The following is a 14041-nucleotide window of genomic DNA, read 5'->3' on the forward strand; positions in this document are numbered from 1 at the left end:
GGCGCGGCGCCGCGCCTCAGCCGGCGCGGGTCCCGCCTCGGCTGGCACGGGCTTTGCCTCGGCCGGCACGGGCCTGACCTCGGCCGACGCGGGCCCCGCCTCGGCCGGCACGGGCCTGACATCGGACCGGCACGGGCCCCGCCTCGGCCGCCACGGCCCGACCCCGGTCCCTCGCCCGTCGCCACGGTCCGTTCCGGCTGCCGCGGGCGTTCGGCGGGGCTCCGCCGTGCGCGGTGTTTCAGTGTGTGGCGCCCTGGATACACCGCGAGGGTTCGGCCCCGCAGCTCGCGAGCCCGTGCACACACGTCGCAGTGAGGTCGTCACCATGTCCCATGCCCCGCCCCCCGCAGGACCGTCGAACCGCACCGGGCCGGTCGCGACCTCCGTCCCCGAGGCGGGTTCCGGTCACGGTTCCGGGGATCGGGCCGGCCGGCACCGCACCGTCCTGGTGACGGGCGCATCCTCGGGCATCGGCGCCGTCGTCGCCCGCCGTTTCGCCGCAGAGGGCGGCTGGCGGCTGGTGCTGAACGGACGCGACGCCACACGTCTGGAGCAGGTGGCCGCCCAGGTCGACGCCCTGGCCCTGCCCGCGGACCTCACCCGGCCGGGCGCCGACCGTCGGCTCACCGATCTCGTCCTGGACCACGCGGGCCGCCTCGACCTCCTGGTGGCAGGCGCCGGCGTGGGCTGGGCCGGCGACTTCACCGCGATGCCCCACGCCCGCATCGACGAGATCGTCGGCGTCGACCTGCTGGCCACGCTGCACCTCGTGCGCGCCCTGCTGCCCCACATGGTCGCCGCCGGCACGGGGCGCATCGTGCTCGTCGGATCGGTCGCCGGCAGCCTCGGCGTGCGCGGCGAGGCCGTGTACTCCGCCGCGAAGGCCGCCCTGGCCGCCTTCGCCGACGCCCTGCGCTACGAGCTGCGCCGCACCGGGGTGGGCGTCACCCATGTGATCCCGGGCGCGGTCGACACCCCCTTCTTCGAGCGGCGGGGTGCCCCCTACACCAGGACATGGCCGCGACCGGTGTCACCCGAACGGGTGGCGGACGCCGTCTGGAGCGCCGTCCTGCACGGCAGGGACGAGGTGTACGTCCCAGGCTGGCTGGGCTTCCCGGCGCGGGTGCGCGGCGTCGCGCCCGGGCTCTACCGGCGGCTCGCCGCCCGCTTCGGATGAGCGGTCATGACCGCCGTCACCGTGCTGCTCGCCCTGCTCGCGGCCCTGACGAACGCCTCCGCGTCCGTGCTCCAGCGCCGGGCCGCCGTACAGGAGCCGCACGCGGACGGCGGAGCCGGGCCGGCCGCGCGCCGGCTCGCCCGGCTGCTGCGGCGCCCCTACTGGCTGGCGGGGGCCGCGCTGCTGGGACTCTCCGGGCTGCTGCAGGCCGGGGCGCTGGCCGTCGGCAGCCTCTCCCTGGTCCAGCCCCTGCTGGCCACGGAACTGCTGTTCACCCTGGTCGTGGGCGGTGTGGTGTTCCGGCGCCGGCCCGGCCTCGCGACCTGGCTGGCCTTCGTCGCCCTCGCCGTCGGGCTGGCCCTCTTCCTGCTGGCTGCGGCGCCCGGTGCCGGCCGGCCGAGCGCGCCGCCCCGGGCCTGGCTCCTGGGCGGCGGCGGGGCGGTCGGCGTGGTCGTACTCCTCATGGCCGCCGCCCGCCCGACCAGAGGCGCGCCCCGGGCCGCGCTGGTCGGCCTCGCCTCCGCCGTGTGCTTCGCCACCACCGCCGCGCTGCTCAAGGAAGCCGTGGGGCGGCTGGGACAGGGGCCCGCGGCGATGTTCACGCACTGGTCGCCGTACGCCACGGCCGCCACCGGGCTCGTCGCCTTCCTGCTGCTGCAGAGCGCGCTGGGCGCCGGGTCGCTCACCGCCTCGCAGCCCGCCCTCACCCTCGGCGACGCGCTCACCAGCGTCGTCCTCGGGTGGGTCCTGTTCGCCGAGGCGATCCACCTCGGGCTGCGGATGCTGCCGGAGGCAGTCGGTGTCGCGCTGATCGGCGCGGGCAGCATCGGCCTGGCGCGGGCACCGGCCCTCGGGCGGCACTGGGATGCGTCCGGGCGGGACAGCAGGGACAGTCGGGACCACCGGGACAGCAGGGACCGGCGCGGCGGCCGAGACACCGGGGAGACCGGCCGTCGGCGCCGAGTCCAGAGGTGAGGACGCGGTCCCCGTACCGAAAGGCAGGTCAGTGATGCCCCTCAGGTCCGGCCTTCCAAGGCGGGCGGCGGCCGCCCTGCTGCCGGTCGCCGTCGCCGCCGCGCACATCGGACCGGCGGCCACCTGGCTCCCGGGGGTACGGCTGCTGCTGTTCCCCGGGCTCTGCGGCACCGGCCGCCGCCGGCACGTCGCGCTGACCTTCGACGACGGTCCGGACCCCGCGTCCACGCCACGTTTCCTCGACGCGCTGGACGACCTCGGCGTGCGGGCGACCTTCTTCGTGCTCGGCGAGCACGTGGTGCGCCATCCCGCGCTGGCCCGGGAGACCGCCCGACGCGGACACGAGCTGGCGGTGCACGGCTGGACGCACGACCGTCCCTGGCGGCCCGCCCCCGCCCGGGACGCCGCCCAGGTCGCCCGGACCGTCCGCGCGCTGTACGACGTCAGCGGCCACCGGCCGCAGTGGTACCGGCCGCCCTACGGGATCCTCACCTCGGGACGCTGGCTGGCCGCACGCCGGGCCGGGCTGCGGCCGGTGCTGTGGTCGGCGTGGGGCAAGGACTGGACGGCCGACGCCACCCCGGCGTCGGTGCGGGCCCTGGTCGCGGCGGAGCTGCGCGGCGGCGGTACCGTCCTGCTGCACGACTCCGACCGGTTCGCGGCCCCCGGCTGCTGGCACTCGGCCCTCGGCGCCCTGCCCGCCGTGGTGGCGAACTGCCGGGAGGCCGGGCTCTCGATCGGCCCCTTGCGCGACCACGGGGCGCTTGGCTGAACCCAGGCCGGGGGGCCGTCCGGCGGACGTCCGGGTGCGGGCCGAGGAGTCGGCCGACGCCGGGCCGCGAGACGCGAGACGCGAGCCTCGGGTCGGCCGTCCGACGCGACGGGACGGGACCGTGGACAGTGGCCGTCGGCGCCCGGCGCCCGGAGCCCCCGCGTCACAGCCCGGCCACATGCGCCATCGGATCACCCCGGAACAGCGCCCGCCCCCGTGCCACCCGTTCCGCCCGCTCCGGGCCGCCTTCCGTGAGCCTGCCCAGAGCCGTCAGCAACGCCGGCCCGTCCGGGGCCAGTTCCGACACGCCGAGGCCGGCCATCCGGCGGACCCCGTCCACCCCGTGGCCGGGCAGGGGCCGGTACCCGACCACCGGCAGCCCGGCGGCCAGGGCCTGTACGGCGGTCTGGCCGGCCGCGTTGTCCAGCAGGGCGTACGCGGCGGACAGCAGCCCGGGCATGTCGTCCACCCAGTCCAGGGCCAGGACCCCGGGCACCCGGGCCACCCGCTCCCGCAGCCGTGCGTTGCGCCCGCACAGCACCACCGGCAGGTACCCGGCCCCCGTCAGCAGTCCGGCGGTGGCGTCCGCCCGGGACGCCGCGCCCCAGGCACCGGCGGACAGCAGGACCGGCGGCCGGCCGGGCGCCTGCCCGGCGAAGCGCTCCCGCCACCGCGAGGCACCGGCCGCCGCCGCCCGGAACTGCGGCGCGACCGCCGGTCCGGTCGTCACGACGGGCCTGTCCAGGGCCCGGCGCACCTCGGCCGCCGCCCCGTCCGTGAGGCACAGATACTGGTCGTTGCCGGGATGCAGCCACTGCCGGTGCACGGCGAAGTCGACGAGGAAGACGGCGCTCGGCACCCGCAGCTCGCCCCGGGCCCTGAGATGACCGGTGAGCTGCGCGGCCAGGTGGAAGACGCACACCACCACGTCGGCGTCCAGCCGCCGCACGAGGTCCGTCAGCCGGTCACCGGCGAGCCGGGCCAGCGGTACCCCGCTGGGACGCGGCCCCCTGCCGCCGCGCAGGAACGCGCCGTAGACACCGGCGTACAGCCAGGGAAAGTGCCGTACCGACGCCTGGTACGAGCGGCGCAGCCCGCCGCCCAGGCCGTACGGCAGCAGCCGCAGGACGTCGGCCACCTGCGGCTCGTGTCCGTACGCCGCCGCCCGGCGCGCCAGTTCGGCGGCCACGGTGTCGTGACCGGCCCCCATGCTCGCGCTCAGGATCAGCGGGCGCCGCCGGACACCCGGCACGGCTTCGGGGGAGGCCACCTCGGCAGGAGTGCGCACGGCTTCCGATTCTCCGGTGAACCCGCGCGTAAACGGCCCGCCCCTGGGCCGTGTCGCTCCCGGGCCGTGTCGTGAGTTGCCCGGAGCGCGCCGGGGTGGATGAATCGGCACAGGAGAGCGTGTGGGCGGCGAGCACGGGAGGAGCCGTGAGGCGGTTGCGGCGCGGCCTGCACCGCGCTTGGGAGTGGCTGAGGGTCGGAGCCCTGTTCGATCACGGCCGCGAGCTGGAACTGATGCACCGGGCCATGGGCTTCGCCACCCTGGCGCTGGTGACGCTGGCACCGCTGCTGATCGTGGTCGCCGCCGCCGATCCCCTGGTACGGGGCGGTTTCGCCTCGTGGCTCACCGACGGCATGGGCCTGTCCGGCCGGTCCGCCCACGTGCTCACCGACGTCATCAGCCCGCCGCGCAGCGTCATCGGCACGACCAGTGTCTGGGGCGGTGTCCTGCTGGCCGTCTTCGGCGTGTCCTTCGGCGGCAGCGTGCAGAACGCCTACGAACGCATCTGGGGGCTGGCCGCCGGCCCCTGGCACCGGGTCTGGCGGCAGGCGACCTGGCTGGTGGTGCTCACCGCCTACCTCTACCAGGAGGTGGCGACCAAGAACGCGCTGCACGGGGGCCAGCGGATCGCGCTGTCCACGGTGAGCGGCGTGCTGTTCTTCTGGTGGGGACAGCGCTTCCTGCTGGGCGGCCAGATCCACTGGCGCTCGCTGCTGCCCGGCGCGCTCGCCACCGTCCTGGGCCTGGCAGGCCTGCGGGCCTTCTCCTACCTCGTCTTCACCCCGCTGATCGTCACCAACGCACTCAGCTACGGCGCCGTCGGCACCGTGCTCGTGGTGGAGTCCTGGCTCATCGGCGTCGGCTTCGTCATCTACGGCGGCGCCCTGTTCGGCCGCTGGTTCTGCGAACACCACTGGACGCCGCACCACGACGACGACCCGGACGCCGACGAGGAGCCCGGTTAGGCCATCTGCCGGCGCACCAGCTCGTGCAGCCGGCCCGTGGTGTCCGCGAGCAGCTCGGCCGGGGTGCCCTGCTGGACGACCTTGCCGTCCTCCATCACGATCACCCGGTCGGCGTCCAGGACCGTCGACAGGCGGTGCGCGATGACCACGCGGGTGGCGTTCAGCTTGCGGGTGCTGTCGATGACGATCCGCTGGGTGTCGTTGTCCAGGGCGCTGGTGGCCTCGTCGAAGAACAGGATCCGCGGGCGCCGGATCAGCGCCTGGGCGATCATCAGGCGCTGCCGCTGGCCGCCGGAGACCGCCCCGTTGCCGGCCACGATGGTGTGCAGGCCCATCGGCATCCGCTTGATGTCCTCCGCGAGACCCGCCAGCTCCGCCGCCGCCATCGCCTCCTCCGGCGTGTACGGCTCGGTGCCGCAGATGACGTCCAGGATGGAGCCGGTGAACGGCTGCGCGTGCTGCAGCACCACCCCGCACTGGCGGCGCACCGCCGACTGGTCGAGTGCCGCGAGATCCTGGCCGTCGTACAGGACACTGCCGGAGACCGGCTTGTCGAAGCCGATGAGGAGCCGCAGCAGGGTGGACTTGCCGCAGCCGCTCGGGCCGACGACCGCCACGAACTCGCCCGGCCGGACGGCGAAGGACACGTCGTCCAGGACGAGCGGGCCGTCGTCGGCGTACCGGAAGGAGAGCCGGCGGGCCTCGATCGCGCCGGACAGCGGACCCGGCCGGGTGCTCGACGTGCGCACCTCTGGGGTCGCCTCGAAGACCGGCTTGATCTCCTCGAACAGCGGCAGCGCGGCCACCGCCGACACGAACGAGCCGGTCAGCTGGGTGACCGAGGTCAGCACCATCGTCACCGAGGTGTTGAAGGTGAGGAAGTCGGCCGCCGACATGGCGCCCCTGGCCGGGCCCGCCAGCAGCATGAACATCAGCAGCGTGCACACCGGCAGATAGATCCCGCCGAGCACCGTGGTGAGGTTCTTGATCCGGCCGACCTTCTGCTGCAGCTCCCGGCTGCGCGCGAACTCCCGTGCCCAGGCCGCGTAGGCGTAGTTCTCGGCCGCCGCCACCCGCAGCTTGGGCAGCCCCCGCAGGGTCTGGAATGCCTGGTTGTTGAGCTTGTTTCCCAGCACCACCAGTTTCCGCTGCCAGCGCACCTGCCACAGCCCGAGCCCCAGGAACACGGCCGCGATGACGACGAGCATGCCGATCGCCGCCAGGGCCATCGACGGGCTGTACCAGAACAGCAGGCCCAGGTTCATCGCGCCGACGGTCACGGACTGGGCGACCACCGGGCCGACACCCGCCAGCAGCCGCCGCATCGCGCTGATGCCCATGGCGGCACTGGCGAGTTCACCGGTGGAGCGCTGGGTGAAGAACCGGGTGGGCAGCCGCAGCAGCCGGTCCCAGACGGCCGGCTGCAGCGCGGCCTCGATCCGGCCCTCCAGACGCAGGATGGACAGGTTCTCCAGCAGGGTGAACGCCGCCGCGACCACGCCGCTGACCATCACGGCCAGGCAGACCTGGACGATCAGGCCCTCCTGCGCGCGCGGCACGTACTCGCCGAGCACCTTGCCCGTCGCGATCGGCACCAGCGCGCCGATCGCCACCGTCACCAGGCCCGCCAGCAGCAGGCCGAGCAGGTCACCCCGGGTGCCGCGCAGGCTGAACCGCAGCAGGCCGAACGGCGAGAGCGCCTTGTCGGGCAGTGGCCGGTAGAACATCACCGCGCGCGGCTCGAACTCCTCCGCGTTCGCCTTCTCGATCGGGGTCTCGCGGCCGGTGCCGGGATGGACGGCCACATACCCGCCGCGCCGCCACAGCAGGGCGACCGGCGCCCCGGACAACGCCCGGTGCCCGACCAGCGGGCCCACGTTCTCCCGCCACCAGCGCCCCTGCAGCCGCACGGCCCGGGTGCGCACCCGGGAGGCGAGCGCCACCCGTTCGACCGGGTCGAGGCGCTCGCTCTCGGTGCCGCTCTGCGCGGGCTCCGCGAGTGTGATCCCGGCCGCCTCGGCGACCAGCTTGCAGGCGGCGTAACCGGCGTCGGCGTCGGCGGTCGTGGTCCGGCGGGCCGACCGCTTGCCGATGGACGCCAACAGGGTCTGGTCGGCCTCGGCGCGCACCGCCTCACCGGCCTTGATCCCGGCGGCCGTACGGGTCTCGTGGGTGCGCTCCAGCTGCTCGATCCACCGGTCCAGCGCGGTCAGCAGCCGGTACTGCTGGTCCACCATGGACTGCCACAGCGCCGGGTCCATCAGCAGGTCGGCGGCGGCCTCCGCGCCGTACAACGAGCCGTACTGGACGCTGCCCGGCGGCACCTGCATCCAGAACACGTCGTCGTCCGTCGGCGTGGCGGACCGTTCCTCCGCCATCGGTGCCTGGAACAGCACGGAAAGGCCCCGGCCGACGCCGAGCGCGACCGCGTACTCCAGCGGGCTGGTGGCCGGCGGCACGTACTGGGGGTTGCCGTACTCGTCGTACGACCAGGTCTGGGTGTTCGCCGGCTGGTACAGCTCGCGCAGGTTGATCCGGTGCACCACGCAGTCCCGGACCGGGCGGGCCACCAGGGTGTGCTGGGGCCCGGCGACCGGGCCGAGCAGCAACGCGCCCGCCTCCAGCCGACCCAGGTGGTGCCAGTGGCCCTGCTGGACGGCGTCGACCGCGAACAGGTCCAGGGCGCCGGCCGAGACCAGCCACAGCACCTGCGGGCCTTCGAGGTCGAGGCGGTTGAAACCGGAGCAGTCGATGCGTGCGCCCATGGCACCCAGCGCACCGAGCACCAGGTCGCCTCCGTGCCCCTCCTGAACGGCCGTCATCTCATCGCTCCCTGACCAGCGCGGCGTACGCGCCGCCGCGCGCCACCAGCTCCTCGTGCCGCCCGCGCTCGACGACCGTGCCGTGCTGGAGCACGACGATCTCGTCGCTGTCGCGGACCGTGCTCAGCCGGTGCGCGATCACCACACAGGCACAGCCGCGCCGGCGCAGGTTGTCCATCACGACCAGCTCGGTCTCCGCGTCCAGCGCGCTGGTCACCTCGTCCAGGACGAGAATGCTCGGCCGGCGGACCAGGGCCCGCGCGATCTCGAGCCGCTGGCGCTGGCCGCCGGAGAAGTTGTGGCCGTCCTGCTCGACCTTGCTGTGGATGCCGCCGGGCCGGCGCGTCACCACGTCGTACAGGGCCGCGTCCTTCAGCGCATCCACCACGGCCTCGTCCGGGATCGACGGGTCCCACAGGGCGATGTTGTCGCGGACCGACCCCTCGAAGAGGAACACGTCCTGGTCGACGAAGGAGACGGAGGCGGCGAGGGCGCCGCGCGGGATGTCCTCAAGGCGGCGGCCGTCGATGCGGATCACCCCGTCCCACGGGGTGTACAGGCCCGAGATCAGCCGGGACACGGTGGACTTGCCGCTGCCCGAGCCGCCCACCAGCGCCACCTGCTGACCCGGACCCACGGTCAGGTCGAAGCCGCTCAGCAGCGGCTTGTCCAGCGGGCTGTAGCCGAAGGTCACGTTCTCCAGCTCGACGTGCCCGTGCAGCCGGCGCGTGGAGTCGGCGCCGCCGGGGCGGGCGTAGAGCGGGTCGGCCTGGAAGTTCTCCACGTCCTTCAGCCGGGCCACGTCGGCCGCGAAGTCCTGGATGCGGCCCGCCACGCCGTTGAGCCGGGTCAGCGGGGCGGTGAAGCGGGTGACCAGCGCCTGGAAGGCGACCAGCAGACCCACCGAGATGTGTCCCTCGACCGCGCGCAGGCCGCCGATCCACAGGATCAGCGCGCTGTTGAAGGTGGCGAGGGTGGGAGCGACCACGCCCAGCCAGGCGCTCGGCACACCGAGCCGCTGCTGCTCCTCCAGTGTGGTGGCGTGCTGCCCGGCCCACTTGCGGAAGTAGCCGTCCTCGCCGCCGGTCGCCTTCATCGTCTCGATCAGCTGCAGACCGGTGTACGAGGTGTTGGTCAGCCGCGCCGTGTCCGCGCGCAGCTTCGCCGTACGGGTCGCGCGCAGCCGTACCACCAGCCGCATGGCCACCACGTTGAACAGGGCCACGCCGATGCCGACGAACGTCAGCTGCGGGTCGTAGGTGTAGAGCAGCACCGCGTACAGCACCACGACGATCGCGTCGACACCCGCCGCCGCGAGGTCACGGGCCAGGGTCTCGGCGACCTGGTCGTTGGACTGCAGGCGCTGCACCAGGTCGGCGGGGGAGCGCTGGGCGAAGAACGTCACCGGCAGCCGCAGCAGGTGGCGCAGGAAGCGGGCGCTGGACAGGGTGGAGGAGATGATCCGGCCGTGCAGCAGGTTGGCCTGCTGGAGCCAGGTCAGCACCAGGGTGAGCAGGACAGAGGTAGCCATCGAGGCGAACAGCACGCCCAGCAGGGAGGTCTGGCCGCCGATGAGGAACGTGTCGATGTAGGTGCGGCTGAGCGCGGGTACGGCGGCGCCCACCGCGACCAGCAGGAGGCTGGCCAGGACGGCGGCGGGCAGGGTGCCGGCGGTGCCGCGCAGCCGGGCCGGCATCGCGCCGAGCACCCCGGGCTTTCGCCCGCCCCTGGTGAAGCCGTCGCCCGGCTCCATCACCAGGACCACACCAGTGAAGCTGCCGTCGAACTCCTCCATGGGCACGAACCGGCGGCCCTTGGCGGGGTCGTTGATGTACACGCCGCGCCGGCCGAAGCGGCGGCCCATGCCGTCGAAGACGACGTAGTGGTTGAACTCCCAGAACAGGATGGCCGGTGCCCGCACCTCGGCGAGGGCGGCCAGGTCCATCTGCATGCCCTTGGCCGTGAGGCCGTAACCGCGGGCGGCCTTCAGCAGGTTGGAGGCGCGCGAGCCGTCACGGGAGACACCGCAGGCGATCCGCAGTTCCTCCAGCGGGATGTGCCGGCCGTAGTGGCCGAGGACCATCGCCAGGGAGGCGGCACCGCACTCGACGGCCTCCATCTGGAGCACGGTGGGCGTACGGACCGTGCCGCCACGGGGCTTGGGGACCGGTCGCCGCTTGGCCGGGGCGGCGCGTCTGCGGCTGCGGGCAGCCCGCGGGCCTTCGGTCGAAACGGTCACGGGAGGAGCCAATCGACGGGGTGCTGGTCGGCCAGCTTGATCGAACCGGAGGCGAGCGTCATGGAGTCGAGCCGGAACGGCGGCCCGTCGGTGGTGGACCAGCGGTAGCCGCTCTTGGTGGCCGTCGACGTGTCGAGGGCGACCAGGACGGCCACCGGGCGGCCCTTGCGGGTGAACTGCTCGCCGAGCTGGCTGTCGCCGAGGAACGCGGAGATCGACTGGGCGGACTGCGCGGCGCGGTCCACGGACTTCACATGGCCGCGCAGCACGCCGTACGTCTGGGTCGGCACCGAGGAGACGGTGAGGTCGACGGCGGCGTGGGCGGGGAGGGCGGCGGCGTTCTCGGCGGGGACGTACACGGTCGCGTACAGCGGGTCGGAGGCGTGGGCGACCTTCTCCACCGCGGCGACGTTGGCGCCGGTCTGGATGATCTGCCCGATGGTGGCGGCGAGCGTGGTGACGCGGCCCGCGGCGACCGTGCGGACCACGGAATCGCCCTGGGGCGTACGGACCTTGAGGACGGGCGCGTTCGCGGGCAGCCGCTCGCCCTGCTTGGCGAGGACGGCCGTCACCTGGCCGGACACGGGGCTCTGCAGCAGATAGCTGCCCTGCCCGTGCGTGAGGATGGCCGGTGCGCCCACGGTGGAGGCGACCGAACCGGTCACGGCCCAGACGGAGGCCGCCGCCATGACGACGACGGTGACACCCAGGGCGAGCCAGCCCTGCGGGCGGGCCAGCCGCACCGGAAGGTCCAGCTCTTCGGGTGACTGGAGCTTGGCGAGGGCCTGTTGGCGGAACTGCACGGAACTTCCCTCACCTGTGGGAGAGACGCTGGTGTTTCAGGGCATCCGAGAGCCCCGGAGCCGAGGACGGCTCCGGGACCATCGATGCAACGAGGTGCGATCAGAGACCGGCGACCAGGTTGGTGACCGGCTGCACGTTCAGGCCGGTGACACCCTCGACGGTGCCGACGACGGTGTCGGCGACGCCGGAAACGGGGGCGACGCCGTTCGCGGCACCGGTCACGGTGTTGAGGGCGTTCACGGACAGACCGCCGGAGACGTTGTCCAGCTCGGCGTCCGAGATCTCGACGGTCTCAACCTGGGGGGTGGAGTTCATGGTGGAACTTCCCTTCCTAATAAGCATTTCACAAGGGGGAGAGCGGCCCCCTCTGGGGACAGACGGACGGGCCGCGACCGCGGGCGCCGGGCCCCCGTCTCCAGGTGCCCGCCGCGACCCCCGCGGTGCGATGGATCAAAGCACGCACACGGGGCGCCCTTCCAATCAACCAGGCCTCTCACCTGGGCACTTGGCTGCCGAACGGGTTCATCCGTGCAGGCGTGTGCACGTCATGTCGGCTACTCCTTCACATGCGCCACCGCATCGGCGCGTCCGGACCCTTGCCTGACGGACGGCGAATCCGGCACTCCGCGCCAAAGGAGTGCCGGGGGGCGTGCGGATGTGCAGATCCCCGGTCGGCGGTGACTTGGTTGAGTATTCAATGTGTAGATTCCCTGAAGGGGGGATTCCGCTTCGCGCCCGGAACGGACCGTTACTGATCGGTAGCGGAACGTGTCAGCCCAGAATCGCGTACACCGTGCTCGCCCGCGCCGCGAGCACTCCCGAACCGGCGTCGCTCAGTGTGATGTCCGCGAACGCCATCCGGCGGCCCAGCTTCGTCAGGACCGCTTCGATCCGGACATCCGAACCGGTCACCGCGCGCTGGAACGACGTCGACTGCTGAACCGTCGTCATCGGCACGAAGCCGCCCCGTGCGGCGGACACCGCGATCACCGTCGCCGTGTCCGCGGCGGCCATCAGCGCCTGGCCCGACAGTCCGCCGCCCTCCCGGGCCAGCCGCTCGGACCAGGGCAGTCGCAGCACGGCCCGGTCCTCGCCCACCGTCTCGACGGTCAGCCCGAGATCGAGCACCCAGGGGGCGAAGTTGGCGGAGAGGATCTTGTCGGCTTCGGCGGGGGTCATCGTCATATGGGGGATTGTTCCCGCCGGCCTCCCGCAACACGCGGAGCATGGCCGATTCGCCCGCCCGGTACGGCCGTTGGGAAACGGAATTGAACACACCGCGGAGTCGGTGCGTACGTACGGCCATCCAGGCGCCCCGAAACGAACTGCCCGTCAGCGGCAGACCCCCCGTCCCCAGGAGGTCGAGAAGTTTGAGTCACAAGCGAATGCCCAAGCGCAAGGCCGCGATAGCGGTGGGCGGTGTCGCGGCGCTCGGTGCAGCGGCCCTCCTGCTGCCGCACGCCAACGCGTCGCAGGACAAGAACCAGGCGTCGGGCACCACCGGCACCGCGAAGACACTGAAGGCCACACAGGCCTCGAACCTCGCCGCCCAGCTCCAGAAGACCCTCGGAGACGCCTTCGCCGGGTCGTACTTCGACAGCGGCAAGCAGCAACTCGTCGTCAACGCGGCCGGCGGTGACGACAACGCGATCGCCCGCGCGAAGAACGCGGGCGCGGTCGTGCGCCAGGTGGAGAACAGCATCCAGGAGCTCAAGGCCGCCGCCGGCACACTGAAGACCAAGGCGACGATCCCCGGCACGTCCTGGGCCGTGGACCCGCGCACCGACAAGATCCTGGTCACCGCCGACTCCACCGTCACCGGCGCCCGGTGGAACAGACTGCAGTCGACCGTGCGCGGCCTCGGCTCCGGCATGGCCACCCTGAAGAAGTCCGCCGGCACCTTCAAGACCTTCGCCTCGGGCGGCGATGCCATCTTCTCCCAGACCCAGCAGGGCGGCGTGCGCTGCTCCCTCGGCTTCAACGTCACCGCCTCCGACGGCAGCCCCGCCTTCCTGACGGCCGGTCACTGCGGCGTCGCCGCCAAGGACTGGTCCGACTCCCAGAACGGCCAGCCGATCGCCACCGTCGACCAGGCCAAGTTCCCCGGCAACGACTTCTCGCTCGTCAAGTACAAGGACGCGAACACCCAGGCGCCCAGCGAGGTCAACACCGGCAACGGCCAGACCGTGCAGATCACCCAGGCCGCCGACGCGACCGTGGGCGAGACCGTCTTCCGCATGGGTTCCACCACCGGCCTGCACGACGGACAGGTCACCGGGCTCGACGCCACCGTGAACTTCCAGAGCGAGACGAACCCCGGCGGCGTCGACACCGTCAACGGCCTCATCCAGACCAACGTCTGCGCCGAGGCCGGTGACAGCGGCGGCTCCCTGTTCACCCAGGACGGCGGCGCCGTCGGCCTCACCTCCGGCGGCAGCGGCGACTGCACCAACGGCGGCGAGACCTTCTTCCAGCCGGTCACCGCCGCCCTGCAGGCGACCGGCGCGACCCTCGGGAACGGCGGCGCCGGCAACAACGGCAACGGCGGCGCCGGCAACGGCGGCGCCGGCAACAACGGCAACGGCAACGGCGGCGCGGACAACAACGGCAACGGTGCGGGCGACCAGTCCGGTTCCGCCGCCCCGTCGGCCTCGGCGGGCGACCAGTCCGGCGCGGGCGACCAGTCCGGCGCCGGGGACCAGTCCGGCGCGGGTGACCAGTCCGGTTCCGCCGACCCGTCCGCCTCGGCCGGTGACCAGTCCGGCAGCGGCACCGGTGACCAGTCCGGCGCCGGGGACCAGTCCGGAAACGGCGTCGGCGATCAGGCCGGCAGCGGCTCGGCAGACGGGTCGTCCCTGACCAGCTCCCGCTGAGCGTTCCGCCCGGAGGGCCGCGACGGGCGGGTGCCGCGAGGGGCCGTCCTTCGCCCGCGGCACCACGGAGCCGGTCACACGGTTCCCCGCGCCCCTTCGGGGCACGAGACGGCTCGGCCCTCCTGC

General features: G+C 73.3%; 11 protein-coding genes. 5 read left to right on the forward strand and 6 right to left on the reverse strand.

Translation table 11 applies throughout. From position 1 onward, the window contains the following. Positions 1–325 precede the first annotated feature (325 nt). Genes ACWC94_RS41935 through ACWC94_RS41945 form a run of 3 tightly spaced genes read left to right on the forward strand, consistent with a single transcriptional unit; the run spans position 326 to position 2924 of the window. Positions 326–1177, forward strand: coding sequence for an SDR family NAD(P)-dependent oxidoreductase (locus ACWC94_RS41935; protein WP_450802997.1), 852 nt, complete (start codon positions 326–328; stop codon positions 1175–1177). A gap of 6 nt (positions 1178–1183) precedes the next feature. Continuing rightward, the gene (locus ACWC94_RS41940; RefSeq protein WP_450802999.1) at positions 1184–2152 is read left to right on the forward strand and encodes a DMT family transporter; all 969 of its coding nucleotides are present in this window, start codon (positions 1184–1186) and stop codon (positions 2150–2152) included. Positions 2153–2186: 34 nt separating this feature from the next. Continuing rightward, positions 2187–2924 (forward strand): polysaccharide deacetylase family protein, encoded by a 738-nt coding sequence (locus tag ACWC94_RS41945; protein WP_450803001.1) that lies wholly within the window; start codon positions 2187–2189, stop codon positions 2922–2924. A 163-nt stretch (positions 2925–3087) separates the two neighbouring features. Here ACWC94_RS41945 and ACWC94_RS41950 read toward each other — a convergent pair whose 3' ends face one another. Further along, entirely contained in the window at positions 3088–4194 is a 1107-nt protein-coding gene (locus ACWC94_RS41950) for an MGDG synthase family glycosyltransferase (protein ID WP_450803015.1), read from the reverse strand. Positions 4195–4358: 164 nt separating this feature from the next. Between ACWC94_RS41950 and ACWC94_RS41955 the strand changes: the two genes are divergently transcribed. Next, the gene (locus tag ACWC94_RS41955) at positions 4359–5177 is read left to right on the forward strand and encodes a ribonuclease BN (protein ID WP_450803003.1); all 819 of its coding nucleotides are present in this window, start codon (positions 4359–4361) and stop codon (positions 5175–5177) included. Here the strand turns inward: ACWC94_RS41955 and ACWC94_RS41960 are convergent. The 5 genes from ACWC94_RS41960 to ACWC94_RS41980 form a co-directional block, all read right to left on the reverse strand. After that, the gene (locus tag ACWC94_RS41960; protein WP_450803005.1) at positions 5174–7999 is read right to left on the reverse strand and encodes an NHLP bacteriocin export ABC transporter permease/ATPase subunit; all 2826 of its coding nucleotides are present in this window, start codon (positions 7997–7999) and stop codon (positions 5174–5176) included. The two genes, ACWC94_RS41955 and ACWC94_RS41960, sit on opposite strands and share 4 nt — an antisense overlap. Position 8000: 1 nt before the next feature. Next, positions 8001–10238 carry an NHLP family bacteriocin export ABC transporter peptidase/permease/ATPase subunit gene (locus tag ACWC94_RS41965; RefSeq protein WP_450803007.1) on the reverse strand — a complete coding sequence of 746 codons (2238 nt, stop codon included), beginning with the start codon at positions 10236–10238 and terminating at the stop codon, positions 8001–8003. After that, complete coding sequence (locus tag ACWC94_RS41970) at positions 10235–11041, reverse strand: HlyD family efflux transporter periplasmic adaptor subunit (RefSeq protein ID WP_450803009.1); 807 nt, start codon at positions 11039–11041, stop codon at positions 10235–10237. The genes ACWC94_RS41965 and ACWC94_RS41970 overlap by 4 nt, the downstream gene beginning before the upstream one ends. 100 nt (positions 11042–11141) lie before the next feature. Beyond that, positions 11142–11357, reverse strand: coding sequence for a type A2 lantipeptide (locus ACWC94_RS41975; protein ID WP_450803011.1), 216 nt, complete (start codon positions 11355–11357; stop codon positions 11142–11144). Between the two features lie 456 nt (positions 11358–11813). Then, complete coding sequence (locus ACWC94_RS41980) at positions 11814–12227, reverse strand: PaaI family thioesterase (protein WP_450803013.1); 414 nt, start codon at positions 12225–12227, stop codon at positions 11814–11816. Positions 12228–12427: 200 nt separating this feature from the next. Here ACWC94_RS41980 and ACWC94_RS41985 point away from each other — a divergent pair, with 200 nt between their 5' ends. Continuing rightward, on the forward strand, positions 12428–13915 hold the full coding sequence (locus tag ACWC94_RS41985; RefSeq protein ID WP_450803017.1) for a S1 family peptidase: 1488 nt from the start codon (positions 12428–12430) through the stop codon (positions 13913–13915). Positions 13916–14041: the final 126 nt, after the last annotated feature.

The organism is Streptomyces sp. NPDC001135, assembly GCF_053598395.1.